The sequence below is a fragment of the Paenibacillus sp. PvR133 genome, assembly GCF_017833155.1.
Classification (GTDB): Bacteria; Bacillota; Bacilli; order Paenibacillales; family Paenibacillaceae; genus Paenibacillus; species Paenibacillus polymyxa_B.
Map to the genome: position 1 here is coordinate 535,001 of NZ_JAFIBS010000001.1, position 23,965 is coordinate 558,965.

Consider the following 23,965-nt stretch of genomic DNA (forward strand, 5'->3'; position numbering starts at 1 on the left):
TAGAAAGAGCGATAAGCTCATTTTGAAACTGACGAGATAAAATATCTCTTGTTTGCTTCCATTTTATACAGCCTGACGGCATGTACCAAAATTTCAGCGTTGGATTTTGTAAACAAAATCCGTACTCACTCGTTGTTCAGTTTTCAAAGATCAAACTTGCATAATGTCTTACTTTGCTTCGTCACCGCGTCTCAGTGGCGACCTTTATAATATATCATCTCTTTTTAGAATTTGCAAGAGTTTTTTTAATTTCTTTTTTTCGAGCAAATCCTTCAAAAAGGAACGAAAATTAATTTACCATGAATATTGAATAGAGTCAATACTTTTTTTGATATCAGAAAGTATAATCTTTTTAAAATAGTTTACTTCCTGATATCTCTGATATAGTTTCATCTTATCTTTTCATTGTTTGGTTTGTGGGACTCGCCCTCTGCGAGCATATTTTGATAGTTCCTTGGCGGGTGCAAAACGGGCATACATGCGAAAGACTGTTTTATATCGTAGTGCGATTGCGTAGCGAATATCTTGATCCAATCGAGTATCGCTCATATCAAGCAGCATTTCATCTAGCTCCTTACGAAGAACGTAGTCAAGTTCCTTGCATTCTTTTTCGTTAAACAGCATTCCCAACATATGACCATACTCCCTTATCAGCAGATTATATAGTACTTATATTTGCTCAACTATTGTTCCAATCTTTACCTGTTTTTAAACTCAACTGCTAAGGTTTCAAACTTACCCCGATTAATCTTCAGCTTCTCTTTAGGCTCTCCCCTTTGTTATGTTCAATTTTCAGGAAATATATAAATAATTGGCCATAATATTTTATTGTGACAATAAACGATAAGTTATGCCACTCTCAATTGCAGCTGCTATAAGCAGTAAGATGACAGACCATATGGACACCCTCAACGTTTGTTTCATAAATAAATCCCACACTGGGCCAGTTCCTTTGCGCTTTAGCCCTATGCTTGTACCTACAGTAGACATTATGTTGATTCCAAACTTCAATCCGAAGGCACAGGCGATAATCAAAACAGGCAATTCAATCACACCGTGAGGCAGTAACCCTTTGACAACAACTTCATACATACTTCTTCCCATATCTGTCTGCAAGTGTACTACAAACCCTAAAACCATACCGTTCACAATTAAAAATATAAACGGTACGATTCCAAATACTGCCCCCATAAATATAACCAGCACACATTTAATTGCATTATTGAAAAAGATGAATACAAAAAAACTCCATTGTGGATGCTCAGAATTCTGCAAGCGCTGCGCTACTTCTCCCAGTCCCTCCATTTGTTGCGCCAGCATGGATTGAATAGTGCCTGTACTTAACCATCCCACCATAATACTTGTGCAGAAAAGAAATGCAGAGATTAAAATTAACCGTCTTGTCGTGTGTAAATCGTGAAAAAATGCTTTTAATCCCATTTGATAATTCCTCCTATTGGTTCAATGGAATAATTGACAACCCCCGGCATAGCTTTAAGTAAACAAGCACTTCGATGAAAGGGGCGTTATTAACCATGAATTCTTTTTTCTATGTATTGAACGGTAAAAAAATCAAACGATTCTTAATCGTAATGGCTGCAGCCGTCTTTACTGTTGGAGTCATTTATGTAGAAACCGATAATGTTACGGTTTTTTCCGAGGAAGCACCAACCGCTATTTATAGTGTACCCACGGACAAAAAGCTGATCGCTCTCACCTTTGATATTAGTTGGGGTGATAAGCGTACTGCCCCCATCTTAAAAGTCCTTGAGGATAAAAAAGTGACTAAGTCCACCTTTTTTCTTTCTGCCCCTTGGAGTAAAACACATCCAGAGCTTGTGAATCAGATTAAAGAAAGTGGATTTGAGATCGGCAGTCATGGCCATAAACACGAAAATTACAGTAGCTTAAGCGATGAAGATATTCGTAAGCAGATTTCCATTGCTCATACCACATTAACCGAACTGACGGGACAGTCCCCGAAGTTGATCCGTATGCCTAATGGCGACTTTGATAAAAGGGTCCTTCAGGTTGCCAGCACTTTAGGCTACAAAACCATTCAGTGGGATACAGATTCCCTGGACTGGAAAAACCCTGGTACTCAGGTCATAATCGACCGTGTTGTAAATAAAGCGCATCCTGGCGATATCGTCCTTCTGCATGCCAGTGATTCCTGTAAACAAACACATGAAGCCTTGCCCGTCATTATCGACAAGTTGCGCGCACAAGGCTATGAATTCGTGACTGTATCTGAACTGCTCCAACAGGGTACAGTAAAAGGCAAAGAGGTGCGCGATCAGGCACTGGGTCTTTAAGGAGTTATTTTACATCGTTCTCAGCTAAAAACCAAAAGCAAATCGACATATTTCCCCGCATTCATCCGCATACTATCCACATTCATGATGAAGGAGGAATACGGCCATGAATTGGACTCGTTTGCGATTTGTTAGCACGGTATGCGTACTGGGCGTTGCACTGAGTGGCTGCGGCTCGGATCAGGGTTCTGCGCCCCCCCAGAACAGTTATAAAGAGATGAAAACGATGGTTGTCGATATCTTGAAAAGCGATGACGGAAAAAAAGCCGTAGAGGAAGCTTTAACCGGGGAAAGCACTTCAAAAGAAGGACAATCCGGTCAAAGCAGTGAAGAGGGTGGGGCTGGTGGTGGATCTGGTGGAAGCATGGGAATGAAAATGCTTATGCCCATGCAATCGGCTGAACAGATGAAGATCGCAGTCAAAGATACTTTGGTATCACCTGAATATAAAAAAGAAATCGAAAAAATTATGACTGATCCGCGTTTTGCCGGAGAATTTGCCAAAGCCATCAACAGCCAAAGCAAACAGCTTCATATGCAACTTATAAAAGACCCTTCTTATCAAAAATCAATTGAAGCGATGCTTAAGTCGCCAGAACTGACCAAGATGTATATGGACTTAACTAAAACTCCTGAATATCGCAAACAATCTATGACAGTCATGCATGATGCCATGCAGAATCCGATTTTTCGGCTTGAAGTCATGAATTTACTTAAAACTGTCGTACAAGAGGAACTCCAACCTAAGGTTGAGAAAAAAAGCGGTGAGCAAGGTGGCTCTGCTGATCAGAAGCAAGATGGTGGTGGTGGTGGAGGCGAAGGAGAACAAGGTGGAGGCCAATAATAAAAAGGCTGGTTCAAACAACCAGCCTTTTTTTCTTATTCAAATTCCGCGTGCAACGTCGTAATTTGAGCAGCAATATCATTGTAAATTGCCCCTGTCGCCGACTCGGATTTATATACGGATGGAGAAAAGTCGGCTTCTGAAGGGTGATTGTCTGGGATACCCAGCGGAATTTGCGCCAGCAGCTTCGTATGAAGGGTATCTGCCAGCATAGCCCCGCCACCGCGTCCAAAAACATAGTCCTTTTCTCCGGTGGAGGATACATAATAGGACATGTTCTCCACAACACCAATGACCTTATGATCTGTTTGGAGCGCCATAGCCCCTGCACGTGCAGCTACAAAAGCTGCAGTTGCATGTGGGGTAGTGACAATGATTTCTTCACTCTGCGGAATCATTTGATGTACGTCAAGCGCTACATCGCCAGTCCCTGGTGGTAAATCGAGTATCATATAATCCAGTTGTCCCCATTCAACATCACTAAAAAACTGTCTGAGCATTCTCCCCAGCATGGGACCTCTCCAAATCACCGGATTGTTCTCTCTGACAAAGAAGCCCATAGACATGATTTTGATACCGAATCGCTCCACCGGCTGAATGATACCATCTTCGACAGAAGGAACCTCCTCCACCCCGATCATATCCGGCACGCTAAATCCATAGATATCCGCATCAATTAAACCCACACGCTTCCCCTGTCTAGCTAAAGCAGCAGCCAAATTTACAGCTACTGTCGATTTTCCGACACCACCTTTTCCGCTTGCAATGGCAATAAACCGGACGCCAGATGCTGGGCTAAGCAGCTCATGTTCTTCCATACCGACAGCATGTCCTTTGGTCAAAACCGGGTCAGCGGCTTCCTCGGTATTCTCCACAGCTTGAATTGCGGACTTTTCATGCTCAGATGCCTCACGAATACGAATATGGACGTGGCTTAATCCCGCCTCTTCTAACGTCTGCCGGATTTCCCGCTCCAGTTCTGCACACGTCTCTTCCTGGCTATTCAAACTAATAGCGGTCAGGGATACCCGATCCTCTTTAACAACCACATCCCGAATAAAATGGAGATCGACTAGACGGCGTCCTGTTTGAGGCTCCCGCACTTGTTGAAGTAGCTCTATAACTTGCTCTCTTGATTGCATGAATTATCAGCACCTCTGCTTTAATGAATTACGGAGTGGTAAACACTTACAGTATACCACTATCTGGCCTCAGGTGCTGGTGAGATCCCCTTTTCCCCGGCACTGTAACGCAAAATCCCCTTATATATGGACGCCGCCACCTGCCTTTGATAGTTCACGTCACTTAGTCGTCTAGCTTCCTCTGGATGGGACAAAAATCCGACTTCTACAAGGGCTGATGGCATTTTGAGAGCTTTCAATAAATAAACTGTGTTCACGGTCTTAGCCACTCTGTCCGTATTTTCCAAGTTGCGTTTGATTTCTTCCTGAATTAAAGACGCCAAATTCTCGTTATCTGCATGGTTAGGAACGTAAAAGGTCTGGGCTCCACTCCAACGGCTCGACGGAATACTGTTCATATGAATACTTAGAAAGAGGTCCGCTTTCTGCTCCTCAATTATACGCACACGCTGCTTCAAATCCTCCGTTTTTCTTCTGGAATAACCTTTAGTTTCTTGCTGCGCCAGGTCGCGGTCATCCTCACGTGTCATGACAACAACAGCACCTGCTTGCTGCAAATAATCCCGCAAATAAAAAGCGATTGCCAGATTAATATCCTTTTCAATAATTCCTTCTTTGCTAACCGCCCCTCCATCAGGCCCTCCGTGTCCAGCATCTATAGCAATTACTTTACCAGTAAGGGGTAAACTCCAATGGGTCCAAGCTCTCGAAGCAGGTATCTCATACAATGCCAGTGTAATAAATAGAACGGCGAGACAACAGCCCAACAGCATTTTTTGCAACGTCCGATAGCGAATCCACAGTGTAACCTCGTTTTTACGATTATTTTTTTGCATAACAAAACGCCTCCGTCCTATACAGATACTAATAATCTATATGGGACGAGGCGTGTAGATAGTACAACTCAGGCATGAACAAATTCCTTCATACCTTCAATCAGCACTTGAGCAACTTCCGGTCGTGTAAATTCAGGTGGCGGGCAAACCCCAGAGCGCAACAATTCCCGTACCTTGGTGCCCGAGAGCGTCAAATGATGCTCCTTGGGATGTGGGCATGTTTTACTTGAGGCCATATTTCCACATCGAGTGCAATAAAAGCTGTGTTCAAAGAACAATGGAGTAATCCCCAGCTCTTCAGGTGTAAAGTGCCTGAAAATTTCCTGTGCTTCGTAGGTACCATAATAGTCTCCTACCCCGGCATGATCCCTTCCAACAATAAAATGGGTGCAGCCATAGTTTTTTCGCACAATAGCATGGAAAATGGCCTCTCTAGGACCCGCGTATCGCATGGCAGCAGGAAATACCCCCAGAAAAGTCCGATCAGCCGGATAATAATTGTCCAGCAGCACCAGGTAGCTCTTCATACGCACATCTGCCGGAACGTCATCTGACTTGGTTTCACCAACGAGTGGGTTTAGAAACAAAGCATCCACAATCTCCATCGCGCTTTTCTGGATGTACTCATGCGCCCGGTGTACGGGATTTCGTGTTTGAAAACCGACCACTGTTTTCCAGCCTTTTTCTACAAAATAGTCGCGTGTCTGTGATGGTGTATAGTAAAACTCACTAAATTGTGTGGGCTCCGGCCGATTCAGCACTTGCACAGATCCACCAACATATGTAGAAGGTCGATCTAACAGTTTGTTTACGCCAGGATGAGCAGGGTCATCGGTCTTGAATACTCGTCTGGCTTCCTCAGCCTGATCTACCTGATAAATACTTTCAATATCAAGTACAGCATAGATAATATCGTCTGTTTCACCCACCAAAGCCACCTGCTGACCTAATTTCAGTTCACTGGCTACACTTTCTACAACTGCAAGAGTAATGGGAATACTCCAGACTGTACCATCGGCAAGACGCATATCTGTTACCACCGACCGATAATCAGATTCATTCATAAACCCCGTCAAAGGAGAGAAAGCTCCCACTCCAATCAAATCCAGATCAGAAATGGTCCATGAGTTTACACGGATAGGAAACAATTCTCCTGCAGCCTGCAAAAGTGCTTTTTGCTCCGGTCCTGTAATGATTTTATCAACAAGTGTTCCGCCATGCGGAAGAATTGCAGTCATAATGCACTTCCCTTCTCTTCATAAATACGACTCATAGTTACCTGAATACCATTTTATTGATGGAGCCCACACTCTGTTTTCTCATTGCCTGACCAGCGACCTGCACGAGGGTCTTCACCTGGTAGAACTTCACGGGTACATTGCTCACAACCGATACTGGGATAATTGCGGTCATGCAATGGATTATACAGTACTTCATGAGTACGGATATAGTTCCATACATCCTCGGATGTCCAGCTTGCCAAGGGATTAAATTTAACGAGTCCAAACTTTTCATCATACTCTACCTTTTTTGAATTCGCACGGGTAGGGGCCTGATCCCGGCGAATACCAGTAATCCATGCATCGTATTGTGACAAAATGCGTGTCAGGGGCTCAACTTTGCGTATACCACAACATGTGTTAGGATCTGTTTTCCACAGTTCCTCTCCATGCTCAGCCGCTTGCTCTTCAGGAGTAATTAAGGGAGAGACCCTGACAAAATCCAAATTATATCTGGCTTTCATCTGATCTCGCGTATCGTAAGTTTCTTGAAAATGAAAGTCGGTGTCCAAGTAAAAAATGTCGGTGGAAGGGCTAATTTTTTGAAGCATATCTACTAGTACTACATCTTCTGCTCCGAAGCTACAAGCAAAGGTAAGATTGGGAAATGTAAGAACAGCATACTGGATAACTTCCTCTGGCGTAGCCTCTTCCAGTTCAATTGCCTTGACTCTAATCAACGCTTCTTTCTCCAATAAATTCATTATCAATGCGCCTCCATATGAAGATTCATAAATAAGTGGCATTTCAATACCGACTAAACTAATAAGATTAAATACAGTATAAAACTTTCACAATCATTGTCAATCCAAGGCAAAATGTCCTGATGTAAGCATTTATCTACCCAAATTTGCAGGAATGTTGTTCTGTCAGCATTCTTTAATGCTTTCTTGCGTATCCAACCAAGTTCATTGGCTTTATATAAAATATTCTTATACCAAACACTTGAAAATGGTCCATAGGCTCTTTGGTTACTAAAAATAACTAGTGTAGCTGAAGGTATGCTTGAATGGAGGCTTTTTACGTCAACAAAGACGGCTTGTTCTCTACTCTGCTGAAGACAAAGGCGTACCACCAGTACGCTTTTAAACAAAGGGCTTTCTTATATAACATTATATGGGAATAGTTTGGTCCTTGAAGGAATACATCCTATAGTTTTGACTTTGGAAGAGCAAGCCGAACGTGCGGATAAGCATTTTTTTGACAACCTACCTTGCTACGCAAAATTACTTAGTTGAATGATTTCTATAGCCAAAATGTATTATTGTACTATACATATGCTTGTGGATCTTCTGAGTGAAATGCTTTAGAGGCATCTAGGAGCAGCGTATCCTAATCTTGGCCTAGTGCGCGGCAGCCATCGATAATGCTGAACAGCTTTGGGTTGCTTGATCAAGCAAGAATCATCTGTAGAAGAAAGCAACATCGTTTCTGAATCTAAGATTATCGAAGGGTGCTAACCGAGGGAATTGAAAATAACTTTAGGTTTCAAAGCTCTTATTTTGCATTCCAAAGATGAAGTCCGTATGTGGACGAGTTCAGATGAAGGCAAACTAGCCTTTACTCGAATTTTTAACCAGATGAAATCGACTACACTATTCTGGAGCTCTGGCGTCAGCGATGCTTTCATTGTCTAAATTATAAAAGAAATGACTGCGCGCTGAACTCTTATTATGCCTCTATCCAATCCTAAAGTGCTTATAGAGGCAATTCCCGAGGGATTGATCCCTGGACACAAGCAAGACTCTTATCGCTACTGGAAGCCTATTTAAAGCCTGACATCAAGATGGGTCAATTTTATAAGGGTAGACACAGTCGGACAATACATAGTGCTCCCGGTTATAGTTTGGAGCGATTGCTGTGTAGACTATTTCCATTACCAGTAACATGTACATCGCCGTTGCAATTGCAGTAGCCTAGGAAGCAGACAGTGCTAGGCTAAGGAGCGTCCTTCTCTCAGTGCACACAAATAAAAAGAGGTATTCCTTGCCGTATCCCTAGCTGCGCCCAAAACAGCTGTACAAGAGGCATAGACAGTACCAGCCAGAACATATCAAGGGACTTTACATAAACAAGTGAAAGCAAAGTATCTCGTGAAACAGCAGTTAGCAGAGAATATTAAGATGAGGCTATATTGAATAGTCGAACATTATATTTTAGTCACAGGTTATAAACATTACAGAATAAACTCCGTGGAAATAGCCAACTGTATTTGTGTATAACAATATCGTCTTCAATTACATCGTGGATAACTTTTCGTGTTCCATGCATTTGCATGCGGTTATTTATGTATTCGCAGAAACATGCTGAAGCCTATGAATTTTAGAGTAGGTCTACTTATCCACATGTGGATAATAATCAGGAAATGACTAAATAAAAAAGAACCCTTTCCATAAGGAAAAGGTTCTTCTGTATTCGAAATATTAACGTTTCGAGAACTGTGGTGCACGACGAGCGGCTTTGAGACCGTATTTTTTACGTTCTTTCATACGTGGGTCACGAGTCAAGAAGCCTGCTTTTTTCAAAGCTGGACGGAATTCCGGATCTGCTTTCAACAGAGCACGGGAAATACCGTGGCGAATTGCGCCGGCTTGACCAGAGATACCACCACCATGAGCGATAACGAGTACGTCATAGCTGCCAACTGTTTCTGTCAGGTTCAGTGGTTGTTTTACGATCAGTTTGAGAGTTTCCAAACCGAAATATTCATTAATATCACGCTTATTGATGACAATGCGTCCTTCACCCGGTACGAGACGAACACGAGCTACCGAATGTTTACGACGACCTGTCCCATAGTATTGTACTTGTGCCATGAAACTGTCCTCCCTTTTAATTATCCGCGAAGTTCGTAAACTTCAGGTTTTTGTGCTGCATGTGGATGCTCAGTGCCTCTGTAAGCTTTAAGTCTCAGCTTCATTTTCTCGCCTTGACGAGTTTTAGGAAGCATACCGTGAACAGCCAATTCCAACATACGCTCAGGCTTGTTCTTAACCATTTCTTGTGCAACCGTTACTTTCAGACCACCCGGATGCAGGGAGTGACGGTAGTATTTCTTGTTCTCCATTTTTTTACCGGTCAATACGATTTTTTCCGCATTGATTACAACAACAAAATCACCTGTGTCCACATGTGGTGTAAATTGTGGCTTGTGTTTGCCGCGAATCAACGCAGCCGCTTCGCTTGCCAGACGGCCGAGCGTTTTGCCTTCGGCATCAATGATGTGCCAGTTGCGCTCAACTTCATTTGGCTTCGCCATATACGTAGTACGCATGAAAAGTATCCTCCTTAAGTTCGTTAACAGAAATCATCATTTATCTTCGTTCGTTAAGTTGCTGCATTATTGATGGATTAGATGTTAATTTAAAGTGATTATCTTAATTGGGGCTGTGGGAAAGCCATTAAGAAAACACAACTTTTATATTACAGGATAACCATCAATTCCGCAAGGGTAAAATCAATGTTTTTTGATGTTTTCGTCGTACTCTACATTCCAGAGCGTTAAAGCGTGTCCAACGGCCGTAGGTCCGGCCTTTGAACGATTTTTCGCCTCCAAAATGGAAGGAATATCATCCGACGATTTTTTGCCTTCTCCCACTTCCAGCAAAGTACCCATAATAATCCGAACCATGTGCTGCAAAAATCCGCTACCTGTAATATAAGTATGGATAATTCCCTGATCATCCGAGTCCGGACGTGAAAAGGAATGGTCTACTGTCATATAGGCTTCGTAAATAGTGCGAACATGATTCGTCTTTTGGGAACGTCGAGATGCGAACGAAGTATAGTCAAAGGTGCCAACTAAATGAGCTAACCCTTCCTCCATCGCTCTTACATCCAGACTCGTTGGATGATGGGCCTGTGTACGACGGTGAAAGATGTCCGGAAACCGGTTCGCATTAATACTGTACCGATATGTCTTCCGCTTCGCCATGCGGCGTGCATGAAAGGACAGTGGCACCTCTCTCGCATCCGTAACGATGATATCACGAGGCAACCAGGCATTAAGTGCCAGACACCAGCGCTGTAACGGAATCGGCGATTCAGTGTGAAAATTGAATACCTGCCCGTATGCATGTACACCTGCATCTGTACGGCCTGAGCCTGTAATTTTAAGACGCTCGCCCGTCAATGAGTAAATAGCATGTTCAAGGCAGTCCTGAATGGTGTTACCGTTAGGCTGCGTCTGAAAGCCATCATAGTGGGTTCCGTCATAGTTCACCTTCATGCACAAGTTCCGCATGCTTCTCACACCTTTGTAGGGGTAGTCTCTGGCCTTACAAGGAATAACCGAACATAACAAAGGAGAAGCCCCTCAAGGACTCCTCCAAGAGAAAAAAAGGGTTGTTCAGAATCAAGCCGATTCTGTCCACCCTTCCCTCATCTTCGCCTGTTTACGCGCGGTCAACCAATTCCAGATATACCATTGGAGCGGCGTCGCCACGACGAGGTCCCAATTTCAGGATACGAGTGTATCCACCTGGACGCTCAGTGTAACGTGTAGCCAATTCGCTAAACAGCTTTTGGATTGCATCCTGCTCACCATCCAAAGTTTCACGGCGAACGAACGCAGCCACTTGACGACGTGCGTGCAGATCTCCTTTTTTCGCTTTGGTGATCAGTTTTTCAGCAATAGAACGAACTTCTTTCGCTTTAGCCTCAGTAGTTTGGATACGCTCATACAAGAACAGATCGGTTACCAAATCACGAAACAAAGCTTTACGGGCACTGGAGTTACGGCCCAATTTTTGGTATGCCATGTAATTTCCCCTCCTTCACAAAAACGTTGCTGTACTATTCTTCCGTACGAAGTCCTAAACCAAGTTCCTCGAGCTTCTCTTGTACTTCTTCCAAAGATTTGCGACCCAAGTTACGGACCTTCATCATATCTTCTTCAGATTTAGTCGTGAGTTCTTGTACCGTATTGATACCAGCGCGCTTAAGGCAGTTATAAGAACGGACGGAGAGATCCAGCTCTTCGATCGTCATTTCAAGAACTTTTTCTTTCTTGTCTTCTTCTTTTTCAACCATAATTTCAGCATCTTTTGCCTCGTCCGTGAGACCCACGAACAACATCACATGCTCGGTCAAAATTTTGGCTCCAAGGCTCACTGCTTCCTCGGGACGAATACTTCCGTCAGTCCAAACCTCAAGTGTCAGCTTGTCATAATTCGTAACCTGGCCGACACGCGTATTTTCTACGCCGTAGTTCACGCGTGCAATCGGAGTGTAGATGGAGTCGACGGGAATGACGCCGATCGGCTGGTCATCACGTTTGTTCCGATCCTGCTTAACGTAACCGCGACCGCGATTGGCAAAAATACGCATGTGAAGTCTCGAACCCGGTCCGAGCGTAGCAATGTGAAGATCCGGATTAAGAATTTCCACATCACTATCCGCACGGATATCTCCTGCCGTTACAACTCCTTCGCCTTCCGCATCGATTTCGAGTACTTTCTCTTCATCCGAGTGGATTTTAAGCGATAAAGCTTTCAAGTTCAGAATGATCTCCGTTACGTCTTCCTTCACACCGGGAACCGTTGCAAACTCGTGCAGAACCCCATCGATCTGAACCGATGTGACTGCTGCCCCCGGTAACGAGGATAACAGAATACGGCGAAGCGAGTTTCCCAGCGTCGTACCGTATCCGCGTTCCAGCGGTTCTACTACGAATTTTCCATAGGTGCCATCATCATTGACGTCAACCGTCTCAATTTTCGGCTTTTCGATTTCTATCACTGCAATATCCCTCCTTCAAAACGTCGCTCCTATATGAAACATTCACCTTATCCATAGTCTATCATGCAGTATACCTAAACATCCATTCTTGGCAGTTTGTGCCGGATCTATACTACACGCAGAGGAGAAATCTCATTAGACGCGACGACGTTTTGGAGGACGGCATCCGTTATGAGGTACCGGAGTTACGTCTTTGATCAGGTTAACTTCCAAACCAGCAGCTTGCAAAGAGCGGATTGCTGCTTCGCGACCTGCACCAGGTCCTTTAACCATGACTTCGACAGTTTTCATGCCGTGTTCCATAGCAGCTTTAGCAGCAGTTTCTGCGGCCATTTGCGCTGCAAATGGAGTAGATTTACGGGAACCACGGAATCCCATGCCGCCTGAGCTGGCCCAAGAGATTGCGTTACCGTGTGGATCTGTGATCGTAACGATCGTGTTGTTGAACGTGGAACGGATGTGTGCCACGCCAGTTTCGATATTTTTACGGTCACGGCGTTTTGTACGTACAACTTTTTTCGGTTTAGCCATTGAATGTTATCCTCCCTTCTTATTTCTTTTTGTTCGCTACAGTCCGACGAGGACCTTTACGGGTACGAGCATTAGTTTTAGTACGTTGTCCGCGAACAGGCAACCCACGACGGTGACGAACACCACGGTAGCAGCCAATCTCAGTCAGACGTTTAATATTCAAGGAAATTTCACGACGCAGATCGCCTTCTACTTTAACTTCTTTGTCGATCGTTTCACGTAATTTGCTCACTTCATCTTCAGTCAAATCACGAACACGCGTGTTTGCACTGATGCCTGTTTCCTTCAAGATTTTCTGAGAAGTCGTTTTACCGATTCCGAAAATGTAAGTCAAGGCGATCTCAACGCGTTTGTCACGTGGCAAATCCACACCAGCTATACGAGCCATTTTACGCTACACCCCCTTCTATTAACCTTGTTTTTGTTTGTGTTTCGGATTTTCGCAAATAACCATTACGTTCCCTTTGCGGCGAATGACTTTGCATTTTTCGCAAATAGGTTTTACAGAAGGTCTTACCTTCATGTTGATTACCTCCTCCAAGCTTTACCCTGGTAAAACTCGCTTCGTGAACATTCACATCGTTTTGCCGAGCAAAACAAGTTTTTTAAATGACATACGTTTAATAAAAACCTGCATGAATTACTTGCGGTACGTTATACGGCCTTTGGTTAAATCGTAAGGCGATAACTGTACAACCACCTTGTCGCCTGTCAAAATACGGATAAAGTGCATCCGCAGCTTTCCGGAAACATGAGCAAGAATTTGATGACCGTTCTCCAGCTCTACCTTGAACGTAGCGTTCGGCAGTGGCTCGATTACCGTACCTTCAACCTCAATGACATCTTCTTTGGCCAAAGTCAGTCTCCTTTCTCTTCAGCTTGGTATTCGGACGAGTCCAGGAAAGTTTTCACTGCATGGCGCAGCTTTCCATTCGTCACCCGACCGCTTTCGTTTAAACTGTTTACAATCTCGCTACTAATCTTTGGCTGAGGCACCAAATGAAGAACATTTTTCTTCTTCGCTTGATCAAACTTTCGTTTATCCCCATCCGCAATATATACAAACCTGCTATCTGCTACTGAAACGACAACCGCAATCTGTCCGGCACCTCTGCCTTTCAGAATCTTCACCAGCTGACCGATTTGCAGGTTTCCTTGCTGAATCATTCCAATCACCTACGCACTCAGTTTCGTGAAAATGTCCATGCCGCCCGTTTCGCACGTCACCGCTTGCTCGTTATGAGCACATGAGGTTACGTTCATCGTAACGACCGTCCAGTTGTCTTCCAGCGTCCCTACATGGTGAGAACCTATCTGAATCATTGATTCAATAGCCAGCCCAATGCCGGTTTTCAGCCTCGGCCCCTGCTCAGGAATACCACGGTTTGGATTCTCAATATATTGCCGAATGGCATGCGACATTGTAAACTGGCGAGTTTTCGCGATGATATCGCCTTTGTTTAACTTGCGTTTGCCGGGAAATCCGTGCACCAGTTGTTCGTTGACTGAAGCGCAAATGCTAGCAGGAAAACCGTTATAACCTTTAAAAGACGGCACAGCTCCCTGACTGCGAATATACCGATCAGCTAAATGATCAAGTTCACCGGTCGTAATACCGGGCTCGATGTGTCCTGCCAAGAGATGATCCGTTTCCGTATCTATTCTCTTAGCTTTCCTCATAAAGCTTGATTCCGTCCCCGACTTGCAAATGATCATTACAGCTAACCCCGCAACAAGGACACGATATTTTGGGAAACCACATCAATATCCTGTTCTCCGTCAATATGACGCAGAAGATTCTGGTTCTCATAAAACGTGAGGAGTGGTGCTGTTTTATTACTATATTCGTCAAGTCGTGTTCTTACGCTATCTTCATTATCGTCAGGACGCTGATAGAGTTCCCCACCGTCTTTATCGCAAATGCCTTCAACCTTAGGAGGATTAAAGACAATATGATAGCTAGTTCCGCAGCTTTTACAAACCCGCCGTCCTGTGATTCGTGCCAACAAGTTGTCACTATCCACTTTCAGGTTGATGACGTCATCTAGCTTCGTATTCAAACGACCCAAAATTTGATCCAAGGCTTCAGCTTGAGTCAAAGTTCTTGGAAAACCGTCCAGCAAGAACCCTTTCTTGCAATCTGGCTGTTGTAGCCGTTCTTCAACGATACCGATTGTTACGTCATCCGGAACAAGTTCACCCTTGTCGATATATTCTTTAGCTTTAATGCCAATAGGTGTTCCCTGTTTCATCGCTAGGCGAAAAGCATCACCTGTCGAGATATGAGGAATGCCGAATTCCTTCACAATGACATCTGCTTGTGTACCTTTACCAGCCCCCGGAGGGCCCATGATCAAAATATTCACAATCTGTCACTCCTCAAGACGACCCCTACACAAGAAACAGCACAAAAGGTGCCGGTAAGCATGCGAACATCCTAAGCCGGTACCTATTGCCTATTTGTTGATGAAGCCTTTGTAATGGCGTTTGATCAGTTGGCTTTCGATTTGCTTCATTGTATCCAATGCTACACCAATGATAATGAGCAATGAAGTACCGCCAATTTGCACGGAACGAGGCAAGCCCGAAAGCGAACCGAAGAATACCGGCAAAACGGATATGACTGCCAGAAACAAGGCTCCTGTCATTGTCAAACGTGACATTACTCGTGTCAAGTATTTCTCCGTGGCTTTACCCGGGCGAATTCCCGGAATATAACCGCCGTTTTTCTTCATATTGTCGGCCATTTGCTGCGGATTCATCTGTACAAAGGTATAGAAGAATGTGAAACCGATAATCATTACGACATACAAAACCATGCCCAGCGGCTTGTCATAATACAAATAAGTGGTAACCCACTTAGCCCAAACATGATCTGCCCAGAAACTCGCAATAATTGTCGGGAATTGCAGCAATGATACCGCAAAGATTACCGGAATAACGCCTGCCGCATTAATTTTCATCGGAATATGCGTATTCTGGCCACCGTACATTTTGTTGCCAACTACACGTTTCGCGTATTGTACCGGGATTTTCCGAATACCTTGCTGGATGTAGATAACACCAACAATAATCAGAACAATCACCAGGGCAATTATAATTGCCTTCAGAATATTCATAAACAGCTGATCTGCCTGAATAAACTGAGATTCTACAACCGTCCGAATATGTCTTGGAATACCCGCTGCAATCCCTGCGAAGATAACAATAGAGATACCATTGCCGATTCCCTTTTCGGTAATTTGCTCACCGAGCCACATAAGGAACGTAGTTCCTGCTGTAAGCACAATGGCAATGACCAGATAATCTGCAAAAGTGGCTCCTGGAATCATCGCTGCACCGTACAGTCGATTAAAGCCAATCGATGTTCCGAATGCTTGAATCAGGCCAAGTATTACCGTACCATAACGCGTAATTTGAGCCAACTTCTTTTTACCATGCTCTCCTTGTTTAGCCCATTCCGCAAGTTTCGGAATCACGTCCATTGACAGCAACTGTACAATGATGGACGCTGTAATATATGGCATAATCCCGAGGGCGAAGATCGAAAACTGATACAATGCGCCCCCTGAGAAGGTGTTAAGGAGTCCAAACAACTCGCTTCCTGCCTGATCCTGAGAAGTAAAGACTTGCTTGTTCACGCCGGGAACCGGCACGAAGGAGCCAATACGATATACAAAGAGTATAAACAGGGTGAACAGGATTCGGGTTCTAAGATCCTCAACCCGCCATATATTTTTCAGGGTCTTGAACATTAGATCACCTCGGTTTTACCGCCGGCAGCTTCAATTTTCTCTACCGCAGATTGAGAGAACTTGTTCGCTTTAACTGTCAATTTCACAGTGATTTCACCGTTACCCAGAATTTTGATTCCGGATTTAGCGTTTTTCACAATGCCATTGTTCAGCAAAAACTCAGGGCTTACTTCTGTACCCGCTGCAAAACTGTTCAAATCTTCGATATTCAAAACCGCATACTCTTTACGAGTAGGATTTACGAAACCGCGTTTAGGCAAGCGACGATACAGTGGGTTTTGACCACCCTCGAAGCCCGGACGTACACCACCGCCGGAACGAGCGTTTTGACCTTTATGACCACGACCAGAAGTTTTACCCGTACCGCTACTAGGACCACGACCCAAACGTTTACGTTCTTTGCGGGAGCCTGGAGCTGGGGAAAGCTCATGTAACTTCATCGTTCGTTGCACCTCCTTGATTATTGTTAAAATACTTTATTTCTTAAGCCTCAATTTCTTTAACAGAAACCAAATGGCTAACTTGATTAATCATCCCGCGAATAGCTGCATTGTCGGGTTGAACTACTTTATGGTTGATTTTACGCAAGCCGAGCGTTTTAACAGTCGTTCTCTGATTACCAGGACGGCCGATCAACGAACGAACGAGGGTAATTTCTAATTTCGCCATGATATTCCCTCCTTAGCCCAGCAGCTCTTCGATGGATTTGCCGCGCAATTTTGCAACTTCTTCAGCGCGTTTCAAGCGGGACAAACCTTCCAAAGTCGCATTGACCATATTCATGGAATTCGAAGAACCCAAAGATTTTGTCAAGATATCACCTACACCAGCAAGTTCCAGTACAGCACGAACCGGACCACCAGCGATAACTCCAGTACCTTCCGATGCCGGTTTCAACAGAACCCGGCCAGCACCGAACTTACCTGTAACAAGGTGAGGAATTGTTGTTCCTACGAGTGGAACGTGAACCAGGTTTTTCTTAGCATCTTCAATACCTTTGCGAATTGCATCAGGTACTTCGCCAGCTTTACCGATTCCAGCGCCTACCCAGCCGTTGCCGTCGCCCACTACTACCAGAGCACTGAAGCTGAAACGGCGTCCGCCTTTGACAACTTTAGCTACACGATTAATATTTACTACTCTTTCAGTCAGTTCCAAAGTATTCGGATCTACACGCAAGTCGTTAACCTCCTTTTGAGAAATGTCTTAGAATTCAAGGCCTGCTTCGCGAGCTGCATCAGCCAAAGCTTGAATCCGTCCATGATACAAGTATCCACCACGGTCAAATACGATGTTAGCATGGCCTTTTTCTTTCGCACGTTTAGCAACGAGTTCGCCAACTTTACGAGCTGCTTCTACACTACCGCCGTTTTTGATTTCGCTGCTCAGTTCTTTATCCATAGTGGATGCAGATACCAATGTTACACCAGCTACATCATCAATCAGTTGTGCGTAGATATGCTTGGAAGAGCGGAATACGTTCAAACGAGGACGTACAGCCGTACCTTCGATTTTCTTACGTACACGCAGATGTCTTCTGACACGTGCTTTATTTTTATCTTGTTTTGTAATCATCTCAAGTTTTCACTCCCTTCAGTTTGCCTTTTAAAACTTTATACTAAGACGCACTGGGTAAAAAAGAAGTACGAAGTCTTTCCTGCAGAAAGACCGCACAAAGTCGGTAAGAAACTTATTTCTTCTTACCGGCTTTACCTTCTTTACGAATGATGCGCTCGCCTTCGTATTTAATCCCTTTACCTTTGTACGGTTCAGGTTCACGAACGGAACGAATTTTAGCAGCGTAGGCACCTACACGCTCTTTATCAATTCCGCGAACGATGATTTTAGTGTTCGAAGGAACTTCGAATTCGATGCCCGCTTCCGGTGTGATTTCAACCGGGTGAGAGTATCCAACGTTCAGAACGATTTTATCTCCGGATTTGCTTGCACGATATCCGACCCCAACCAGCTCCAGAGATTTTGAAAACCCTTCAGTTACACCACTTACCATGTTGTTGACAACGCTGCGGGTTGTTCCATGCAAAGAGCGGTGAAGTTTGTTGTCCGAAGGACGAACTACATTAATTTCATTGTTTTCCACAGTAACGGACATGTCTTTATGAAGCTCACGAGTCAATGTTCCTTTAGGACCTTTAACTGTGATCGCTGTGTTGTTCAAAGTCACGTCAACACCACTTGGTACTGTGATTGGTTTACGACCAATACGGGACATATCTGTTGCACCTCCTATCTTTTAAACGTTATCTTACCAAACGTAGCAAACAACTTCTCCGCCGGCTTTTGACTGACGTGCTTCTTTGTCGGTCATGATACCTTTGGATGTTGAAATGATTGCGATCCCGAGTCCACCCAATACGCGTGGAATCTCATTGCTCTTCGTGTAAACGCGAAGACCTGGTTTACTGATTCTTTTCAAACCTGTAATAACACGCTCGTTGTTCGCACCGTATTTCAAGAAAATACGGATAATCCCTTGTTTGCTATCTTCAACAAATTCCGCATCACGAATGAATCCTTCACGTTTCAGGATGTCGGCGATTTGTTTTTTCATTGTAGATGCAGGCATTTCTACTGTTTCGTGACGAACTGTGTTCGCGTTACGAATACGAGTAAGCATATCTGCAATTGGATCAGACATAGTCATTGTGTATAAACCTCCTTCCCAAACAGGACTTTTTACCAGCTTGCTTTTTTCACGCCAGGAATCTGGCCTTTATAAGCTAATTCACGGAAGCAAATTCTGCAGATCTTAAACTTTTGCAGTACCGAATGTGGACGACCACAACGCTCGCAACGAGTGTAAGCACGAACTTTAAACTTTGGTGTGCGTTGTTGTTTGACTTTCATTGAAGTTTTTGCCACTTAGCCTGACACCTCCTAAATAGTTTCGGAGAACAGGGTGTCTTTAAAATCAGACGCCCGAAACGTTATGCCAACATTATTTTGCGAAAGGCATGCCCAGCTGAGTCAGAAGCTCACGGGACTCTTCGTCAGTTTTGGCAGTCGTTACGATAACGATATCCATACCACGAACTTTATCAACTTGATCATACTCGATTTCCGGGAAGATCAACTGTTCTTTCAGACCAAGCGTGTAGTTACCACGTCCGTCGAAAGCTTTTGTCGATACACCATGGAAGTCACGTACGCGAGGAAGAGTAATGTTGAACAATTTGTCCAAGAAATAATACATACGCTCGCCACGAAGTGTTACCTTTACACCGATCGGCATGTTTTCACGCAATTTAAAACCTGCAATAGATTTTTTTGCGCGAGTGATTACTGGTTTTTGACCAGCAATCAGCTGCATGTCGTTGAGAGCTGAATCAAGTACTTTGGAGTTTTGGACTGCGTCGCCAACACCCATGTTGATTACAACTTTCTCGATTTTAGGCACTTGCATCACTGTTGTATAGTTGAACTTCTGCATCAAAGCAGGAGTGATTTCTTTCAAGAAACGTTCTTTCATTCTTGTTGTAGCCATGAATCATATACCTCCTTTCTTCAAAAAATAATTAGTCGATCACTTCGCCAGAACGTTTTGCAATGCGCACTTTTTTTCCGTTGTCCAAAACTTTGTAACCAACACGGGTTACTTTTCCGCTCTTCGGATCAATGTGCATAACGTTGGAAACGTGAATCGGAGCTTCTTTCTCGATGATGCCGCCTTGTGGATTCAGCTGATTAGGCTTTTGGTGTTTTTTAATCATGTTAACACCTTCCACAAGCACACGGTTTTGACGAGGGTAAGCAGCGATAACGCGACCTTTTTTACCTTTATCTTTACCTGTAATCACCAGAACAGTGTCGTCTTTTTTGACGTGCAGCTTGTTGTTATGGGATTCCAGAACTTTTTTCACTTTTGGCATTTCGTACACCTCCTACGGGCACATTTTAAGGTGAGTTTAGATCACTTCCGGAGCCAAGGAAACGATTTTCATGAAGTCCTTGTCACGAAGTTCGCGTGCAACTGGTCCGAAAATACGAGTACCACGTGGGCTCTTGTCTTCTTTAACGACCACTGCTGCGTTCTCGTCAAATCCGATGTAGGAACCGTCTTTACGGCGGATAGAACGTTTAGTACGAACAACAACCGCTCTTACTACATCACCCTTTTTGACAACGCCGCCTGGTGTTGCTTGTTTTACGGAACAAACGATCAGGTCACCAATTTGAGCTGTACGACGTCCCGTACCACCGAGCACACGGATACACATCAGTTCCTTCGCGCCGGAATTGTCAGCTACAGTCAAACGTGTAAATGGTTGAATCATTTATTTATCCTCCTTTCGGAAAAACTACACTACATTAGATTATAACAGCTTTTTCAACGATTTCGACCAGTCTCCAGTTTTTGTCTTTGGACAAAGGGCGAGTTTCCATGATTTTAACAGTATCACCAATTTGTGCAGTGTTGTTTTCATCATGAGCTTTGAATTTCTTAGTTACTTTAATACGTTTATGGTAGAGATCATGTTTTTTGTAAGTTTCTACAGCAATCACAATCGTTTTATCCATTTTGTCGCTGACTACTTTACCGACTAATACTTTACGGGCATTACGTTCGCTCATTGTTGGCCTCCTTCCTAATTACAGGCGGATTTTCCACCCGGTCTGATATCTTAGCTAATCCCAAGTTCTCTTTCACGGATCACAGTTTTAGCACGAGCAATTTCCTTACGCACAGCGCCGATCCGAGTCGGGTTATCAAGCTGACCGGTAGCGAGTTGAAAACGAAGGTTGAAAAGTTCTTCTTTAAAACCGGAGATCTTTTGTTCGATTTCAGCAGTGGTTAGATTGCGGAATTCACTAGCCTTCATTTGCTTCACCACCCAATTCTTCACGTTTCACAAACTTAGTTTTGATTGGCAGTTTGTGAGCGGCAAGACGCATTGCTTCACGAGCAATCTCTTCCGGAACACCAGCAAGTTCGAACATAATCTTGCCTGGTTTCACTACTGCAACCCATTTTTCTACGTTACCTTTACCACTACCCATACGAACCTCAAGAGGCTTCTGAGTAATTGGTTTGTCAGGGAAAATTTTAATCCAAACCTTACCACCACGTTTGATGTAACGAGTCATCGCAATACGAGCAGCTTCGATTTGACGGTTAGTAATCCATGCAGGTTCAGTAGCTTGCAAACCGTACTCACCAAAGTTCAGTGTAGTACCGCCTTTTGCACGACCTTTCATATGACCACGTTGTTGTTTACGATGTTTTACGCGTTTTGGTACCAACATGATTAGTTGCCTCCTTCCTGAGGAGCTTGTTTCTTAGCTGGAGGAAGAACCTCTCCACGATAGATCCATACTTTTACGCCAAGACGACCGTAAGTAGTATGAGCTTCCGCTGTACCATAGTCAATGTCGGCACGAAGCGTATGCAGTGGAACAGTTCCTTCGCTGTACCCTTCGGAACGAGCGATTTCGGCACCGCCAAGACGTCCGCCTACTTGAGTTTTAATTCCTTTTGCTCCGGAGCGCATAGTTCTTTGAATCGCTTGTTTCAAAGCACGACGGAAAGAAACACGACGTTCCAATTGTTGTGCAATGCTTTCAGCAACCAGAATTGCGTCCAGTTCAGGATTTTTAATTTCAGAAATATTGATGTGTACCTTTTTACCGCCTGCGATTTTAGTAATTTCATTACGCAGATTTTCAACTTCGGAACCACCCTTACCGATAACCATACCTGGTTTCGCAGTGTGAATCGTTACGTTGACACGGTTAGCTGCTCTCTCGATTTCAACACGGGATACAGCGGAGTCTTTCAATCTTTTTTTCAGATGTTCACGAATTCTAACGTCTTCCAGCAAAAGATCACCGAAATCTTTGCCTGCATACCATTTGGATTCCCAATCACGGATAATACCGATTCGGAGTCCGACGGGATTTACCTTTTGGCCCACACGTTTTCCCTCCTTATTTTTCAGATACCACCAGAGTAATATGACTGGTGCGCTTGTTGATGCGACTTGCACGACCCATTGCACGCGGGCGGAATCGTTTCATTGTAGGACCTTGGTTTACAAAAACCTGAGATACTACCAATTTATTTACGTCCAAAGAATAGTTGTGATCTGCATTTGCAATCGCAGAATTCAACAATTTCTCAACGACTGGAGAAGCGGACTTTGGAGTGTGACGAAGAATTGCGATCGCCTCACCAACCTGCTTACCGCGAATCAAATCGATAACAAGTTTCACTTTGCGAGCAGAAATCCGTACGGACTTAGCATGTGCTTTTGCTTCCATTGAGTTTACCTCCTCTCAAACACTACGCTGTGTTGATTATCTTCTTGTTTTCTTATCGTCATCCGTATGGCCTTTGTACGTACGTGTTGGAGCAAATTCGCCCAATTTGTGTCCGACCATATCTTCCGTTACGTATACTGGCACGTGTTTACGACCATCGTATACACCAAACGTATGTCCGATAAATTGCGGGAAAATCGTAGAGCGACGGGACCAAGTTTTGATTACCACTTTTTTGTCCGACTCGTTCAAAACCTCTACTTTTTTCAACAGGTAACCATCAATGAATGGTCCTTTTTTGAGACTGCGACCCATTTATGAATCCTCCCTTCGTTAAAACGTAGTCGTTCCTTAATATGTTAACGTGCGACTTAAGCGCACGTTTTATTACTTAGTACGACGACGAACGATGTACTTATCAGATGCTTTACCTTTTTTACGTGTCTTGTAACCAAGGGTTGGTTTACCCCATGGAGACATTGGAGATTTACGTCCGATTGGAGCGCGACCTTCACCACCACCGTGTGGGTGATCGTTAGGGTTCATTACAACACCGCGAACTTCAGGACGTTGTCCCAACCAGCGACTACGACCGGCTTTACCGATTTTCACCAGTTCGTGGTCTTCGTTACCTACAGAACCGATTGTAGCGCGGCAAACTTTCAGAATGCGGCGAACTTCACCAGAAGACAAACGAATTGTAACATACTTTTCTTCTTTACCAAGAAGTTGGGCTTCCGTACCAGCAGCGCGAACGAGTTGGCCACCTTTACCCGGTTTCAATTCGATGTTGTGGATAACCGTACCTACTGGAATGTTTTCCAATGGCAAGGAGTTACCGATTTTGATATCCGAACCTGCACCGGATACCACTTCGTCTCCTACTTTCAGACCTTTAGGAGCGATGATGTAACGTTTTTCACCATCCACATAGTGGATAAGTGCGATGTTGGACGTACGGTTTGGATCATATTCGATCGTAGCAACGCGGCCCGGTATTCCATCTTTGTTACGTTTGAAGTCAATAATACGGTATTTACGTTTGTGTCCGCCGCCTTGATGACGAACTGTAATTTTACCTTGGTTATTGCGTCCAGCTTGCTTGCTCAGAGGTGCCAGCAACGATTTCTCGGGCTGATTAGTTGTAATCTCCTCGAAAGTAGATACAGACATAGCACGTCTGGCCGGGGACGTTGGTTTATACTTTTTAATTGGCACTGAGTTTCCCTCCTTACTTTACAGTT

Annotated in this window: 38 protein-coding genes; 2 read left to right on the forward strand and 36 right to left on the reverse strand. The window is 44.1% G+C overall.

Annotation, left to right across the window (positions count from 1 at the left end; genetic code table 11):
- Positions 1–402 precede the first annotated feature (402 nt).
- Positions 403–633 (reverse strand): hypothetical protein, encoded by a 231-nt coding sequence (locus tag JOE49_RS02350; RefSeq protein WP_013312131.1) that lies wholly within the window; start codon positions 631–633, stop codon positions 403–405.
- A gap of 192 nt (positions 634–825) precedes the next feature.
- Positions 826–1,440, reverse strand: coding sequence for a stage II sporulation protein M (locus JOE49_RS02355; RefSeq protein ID WP_209940503.1), 615 nt, complete (start codon positions 1,438–1,440; stop codon positions 826–828).
- Positions 1,441–1,535: 95 nt separating this feature from the next.
- Between JOE49_RS02355 and pdaB the strand changes: the two genes are divergently transcribed.
- Together pdaB and gerD are read left to right on the forward strand one after the other, a co-directional pair.
- Positions 1,536–2,315 carry a polysaccharide deacetylase family sporulation protein PdaB gene (gene pdaB, locus JOE49_RS02360; protein WP_053326182.1) on the forward strand — a complete coding sequence of 260 codons (780 nt, stop codon included), beginning with the start codon at positions 1,536–1,538 and terminating at the stop codon, positions 2,313–2,315.
- Between the two features lie 106 nt (positions 2,316–2,421).
- Positions 2,422–3,159 carry a spore germination lipoprotein GerD gene (gene gerD / locus JOE49_RS02365; protein WP_069080584.1) on the forward strand — a complete coding sequence of 246 codons (738 nt, stop codon included), beginning with the start codon at positions 2,422–2,424 and terminating at the stop codon, positions 3,157–3,159.
- A 35-nt stretch (positions 3,160–3,194) separates the two neighbouring features.
- On the opposite strand, the gene JOE49_RS02370 is transcribed toward gerD, so the two are convergent.
- The 34 genes from JOE49_RS02370 to rplB all read right to left on the reverse strand — a co-directional run bounded on the left by JOE49_RS02370 (position 3,195) and on the right by rplB (position 23,939).
- The gene (locus JOE49_RS02370) at positions 3,195–4,301 is read right to left on the reverse strand and encodes an Mrp/NBP35 family ATP-binding protein (protein WP_023990487.1); all 1,107 of its coding nucleotides are present in this window, start codon (positions 4,299–4,301) and stop codon (positions 3,195–3,197) included.
- Positions 4,302–4,360: 59 nt separating this feature from the next.
- The gene (gene cwlD, locus JOE49_RS02375) at positions 4,361–5,137 is read right to left on the reverse strand and encodes an N-acetylmuramoyl-L-alanine amidase CwlD (protein ID WP_103050278.1); all 777 of its coding nucleotides are present in this window, start codon (positions 5,135–5,137) and stop codon (positions 4,361–4,363) included.
- A 68-nt stretch (positions 5,138–5,205) separates the two neighbouring features.
- A complete protein-coding gene (gene sat / locus JOE49_RS02380; protein ID WP_209940504.1) occupies positions 5,206–6,375 on the reverse strand; it encodes a sulfate adenylyltransferase in 1,170 nt (389 codons plus the stop codon).
- A 53-nt stretch (positions 6,376–6,428) separates the two neighbouring features.
- Positions 6,429–7,121, reverse strand: a complete 693-nt coding sequence (locus JOE49_RS02385; protein ID WP_068939394.1) for a phosphoadenylyl-sulfate reductase — start codon at positions 7,119–7,121, stop codon at positions 6,429–6,431.
- 1,719 nt (positions 7,122–8,840) lie between these two features.
- Positions 8,841–9,233, reverse strand: coding sequence for a 30S ribosomal protein S9 (gene rpsI / locus JOE49_RS02390; RefSeq protein WP_013312140.1), 393 nt, complete (start codon positions 9,231–9,233; stop codon positions 8,841–8,843).
- 20 nt (positions 9,234–9,253) lie between these two features.
- The gene (rplM, locus tag JOE49_RS02395) at positions 9,254–9,691 is read right to left on the reverse strand and encodes a 50S ribosomal protein L13 (RefSeq protein WP_013312141.1); all 438 of its coding nucleotides are present in this window, start codon (positions 9,689–9,691) and stop codon (positions 9,254–9,256) included.
- A gap of 183 nt (positions 9,692–9,874) precedes the next feature.
- A complete protein-coding gene (truA, locus tag JOE49_RS02400; RefSeq protein WP_023990555.1) occupies positions 9,875–10,660 on the reverse strand; it encodes a tRNA pseudouridine(38-40) synthase TruA in 786 nt (261 codons plus the stop codon).
- 151 nt (positions 10,661–10,811) lie between these two features.
- Entirely contained in the window at positions 10,812–11,177 is a 366-nt protein-coding gene (gene rplQ, locus JOE49_RS02405; protein ID WP_013312143.1) for a 50S ribosomal protein L17, read from the reverse strand.
- A gap of 34 nt (positions 11,178–11,211) precedes the next feature.
- Positions 11,212–12,156 (reverse strand): DNA-directed RNA polymerase subunit alpha, encoded by a 945-nt coding sequence (locus JOE49_RS02410; RefSeq protein ID WP_007432558.1) that lies wholly within the window; start codon positions 12,154–12,156, stop codon positions 11,212–11,214.
- Positions 12,157–12,291: 135 nt separating this feature from the next.
- On the reverse strand, positions 12,292–12,687 hold the full coding sequence (gene rpsK / locus JOE49_RS02415; protein WP_013312144.1) for a 30S ribosomal protein S11: 396 nt from the start codon (positions 12,685–12,687) through the stop codon (positions 12,292–12,294).
- 19 nt (positions 12,688–12,706) lie between these two features.
- On the reverse strand, positions 12,707–13,075 hold the full coding sequence (gene rpsM, locus JOE49_RS02420; protein ID WP_007432560.1) for a 30S ribosomal protein S13: 369 nt from the start codon (positions 13,073–13,075) through the stop codon (positions 12,707–12,709).
- A 21-nt stretch (positions 13,076–13,096) separates the two neighbouring features.
- Positions 13,097–13,210 (reverse strand): 50S ribosomal protein L36, encoded by a 114-nt coding sequence (rpmJ, locus tag JOE49_RS02425; RefSeq protein ID WP_003333770.1) that lies wholly within the window; start codon positions 13,208–13,210, stop codon positions 13,097–13,099.
- A gap of 117 nt (positions 13,211–13,327) precedes the next feature.
- Complete coding sequence (gene infA / locus JOE49_RS02430) at positions 13,328–13,543, reverse strand: translation initiation factor IF-1 (RefSeq protein WP_006212898.1); 216 nt, start codon at positions 13,541–13,543, stop codon at positions 13,328–13,330.
- Positions 13,544–13,545: 2 nt separating this feature from the next.
- On the reverse strand, positions 13,546–13,854 hold the full coding sequence (locus JOE49_RS02435; RefSeq protein ID WP_013312145.1) for a KOW domain-containing RNA-binding protein: 309 nt from the start codon (positions 13,852–13,854) through the stop codon (positions 13,546–13,548).
- A 9-nt stretch (positions 13,855–13,863) separates the two neighbouring features.
- Positions 13,864–14,403, reverse strand: a complete 540-nt coding sequence (locus JOE49_RS02440; protein WP_049827765.1) for a M24 family metallopeptidase — start codon at positions 14,401–14,403, stop codon at positions 13,864–13,866.
- Between the two features lie 5 nt (positions 14,404–14,408).
- Positions 14,409–15,053 carry an adenylate kinase gene (locus tag JOE49_RS02445; protein WP_209940505.1) on the reverse strand — a complete coding sequence of 215 codons (645 nt, stop codon included), beginning with the start codon at positions 15,051–15,053 and terminating at the stop codon, positions 14,409–14,411.
- Between the two features lie 90 nt (positions 15,054–15,143).
- Positions 15,144–16,442 (reverse strand): preprotein translocase subunit SecY, encoded by a 1,299-nt coding sequence (secY, locus tag JOE49_RS02450; protein WP_013312148.1) that lies wholly within the window; start codon positions 16,440–16,442, stop codon positions 15,144–15,146.
- Positions 16,442–16,882: a 50S ribosomal protein L15 gene (gene rplO, locus JOE49_RS02455; protein ID WP_013312149.1), complete on the reverse strand. Its 441-nt coding sequence runs from the start codon at positions 16,880–16,882 to the stop codon at positions 16,442–16,444. The genes secY and rplO overlap by 1 nt, the downstream gene beginning before the upstream one ends.
- Before the next feature lie 43 nt (positions 16,883–16,925).
- Positions 16,926–17,111, reverse strand: coding sequence for a 50S ribosomal protein L30 (gene rpmD, locus JOE49_RS02460; RefSeq protein ID WP_013312150.1), 186 nt, complete (start codon positions 17,109–17,111; stop codon positions 16,926–16,928).
- A 12-nt stretch (positions 17,112–17,123) separates the two neighbouring features.
- On the reverse strand, positions 17,124–17,621 hold the full coding sequence (gene rpsE / locus JOE49_RS02465) for a 30S ribosomal protein S5 (protein ID WP_013312151.1): 498 nt from the start codon (positions 17,619–17,621) through the stop codon (positions 17,124–17,126).
- Between the two features lie 27 nt (positions 17,622–17,648).
- Positions 17,649–18,017 carry a 50S ribosomal protein L18 gene (gene rplR / locus JOE49_RS02470; protein WP_007432568.1) on the reverse strand — a complete coding sequence of 123 codons (369 nt, stop codon included), beginning with the start codon at positions 18,015–18,017 and terminating at the stop codon, positions 17,649–17,651.
- A 115-nt stretch (positions 18,018–18,132) separates the two neighbouring features.
- Positions 18,133–18,675 carry a 50S ribosomal protein L6 gene (gene rplF / locus JOE49_RS02475; RefSeq protein WP_013312152.1) on the reverse strand — a complete coding sequence of 181 codons (543 nt, stop codon included), beginning with the start codon at positions 18,673–18,675 and terminating at the stop codon, positions 18,133–18,135.
- 33 nt (positions 18,676–18,708) lie between these two features.
- The gene (gene rpsH, locus JOE49_RS02480) at positions 18,709–19,107 is read right to left on the reverse strand and encodes a 30S ribosomal protein S8 (protein ID WP_007432570.1); all 399 of its coding nucleotides are present in this window, start codon (positions 19,105–19,107) and stop codon (positions 18,709–18,711) included.
- A 32-nt stretch (positions 19,108–19,139) separates the two neighbouring features.
- Positions 19,140–19,325, reverse strand: a complete 186-nt coding sequence (locus JOE49_RS02485) for a type Z 30S ribosomal protein S14 (RefSeq protein ID WP_013312154.1) — start codon at positions 19,323–19,325, stop codon at positions 19,140–19,142.
- 76 nt (positions 19,326–19,401) lie between these two features.
- Complete coding sequence (gene rplE / locus JOE49_RS02490) at positions 19,402–19,947, reverse strand: 50S ribosomal protein L5 (RefSeq protein WP_007432571.1); 546 nt, start codon at positions 19,945–19,947, stop codon at positions 19,402–19,404.
- A 31-nt stretch (positions 19,948–19,978) separates the two neighbouring features.
- Entirely contained in the window at positions 19,979–20,332 is a 354-nt protein-coding gene (gene rplX / locus JOE49_RS02495; protein WP_013312155.1) for a 50S ribosomal protein L24, read from the reverse strand.
- Between the two features lie 36 nt (positions 20,333–20,368).
- Entirely contained in the window at positions 20,369–20,737 is a 369-nt protein-coding gene (rplN, locus tag JOE49_RS02500; protein ID WP_007432573.1) for a 50S ribosomal protein L14, read from the reverse strand.
- A 34-nt stretch (positions 20,738–20,771) separates the two neighbouring features.
- Positions 20,772–21,035 carry a 30S ribosomal protein S17 gene (gene rpsQ, locus JOE49_RS02505; RefSeq protein ID WP_007432574.1) on the reverse strand — a complete coding sequence of 88 codons (264 nt, stop codon included), beginning with the start codon at positions 21,033–21,035 and terminating at the stop codon, positions 20,772–20,774.
- A gap of 50 nt (positions 21,036–21,085) precedes the next feature.
- Entirely contained in the window at positions 21,086–21,283 is a 198-nt protein-coding gene (gene rpmC / locus JOE49_RS02510) for a 50S ribosomal protein L29 (protein WP_007432575.1), read from the reverse strand.
- Positions 21,273–21,707, reverse strand: coding sequence for a 50S ribosomal protein L16 (gene rplP / locus JOE49_RS02515; RefSeq protein WP_007432576.1), 435 nt, complete (start codon positions 21,705–21,707; stop codon positions 21,273–21,275). The genes rpmC and rplP overlap by 11 nt, the downstream gene beginning before the upstream one ends.
- 2 nt (positions 21,708–21,709) lie before the next feature.
- Positions 21,710–22,375, reverse strand: a complete 666-nt coding sequence (rpsC, locus tag JOE49_RS02520; protein WP_013312156.1) for a 30S ribosomal protein S3 — start codon at positions 22,373–22,375, stop codon at positions 21,710–21,712.
- Between the two features lie 13 nt (positions 22,376–22,388).
- Positions 22,389–22,721: a 50S ribosomal protein L22 gene (gene rplV / locus JOE49_RS02525; RefSeq protein ID WP_013312157.1), complete on the reverse strand. Its 333-nt coding sequence runs from the start codon at positions 22,719–22,721 to the stop codon at positions 22,389–22,391.
- Positions 22,722–22,757: 36 nt separating this feature from the next.
- The gene (gene rpsS / locus JOE49_RS02530) at positions 22,758–23,036 is read right to left on the reverse strand and encodes a 30S ribosomal protein S19 (protein WP_007432579.1); all 279 of its coding nucleotides are present in this window, start codon (positions 23,034–23,036) and stop codon (positions 22,758–22,760) included.
- A gap of 72 nt (positions 23,037–23,108) precedes the next feature.
- Positions 23,109–23,939, reverse strand: a complete 831-nt coding sequence (rplB, locus tag JOE49_RS02535; RefSeq protein WP_023990557.1) for a 50S ribosomal protein L2 — start codon at positions 23,937–23,939, stop codon at positions 23,109–23,111.
- Positions 23,940–23,965 lie beyond the last annotated feature (26 nt).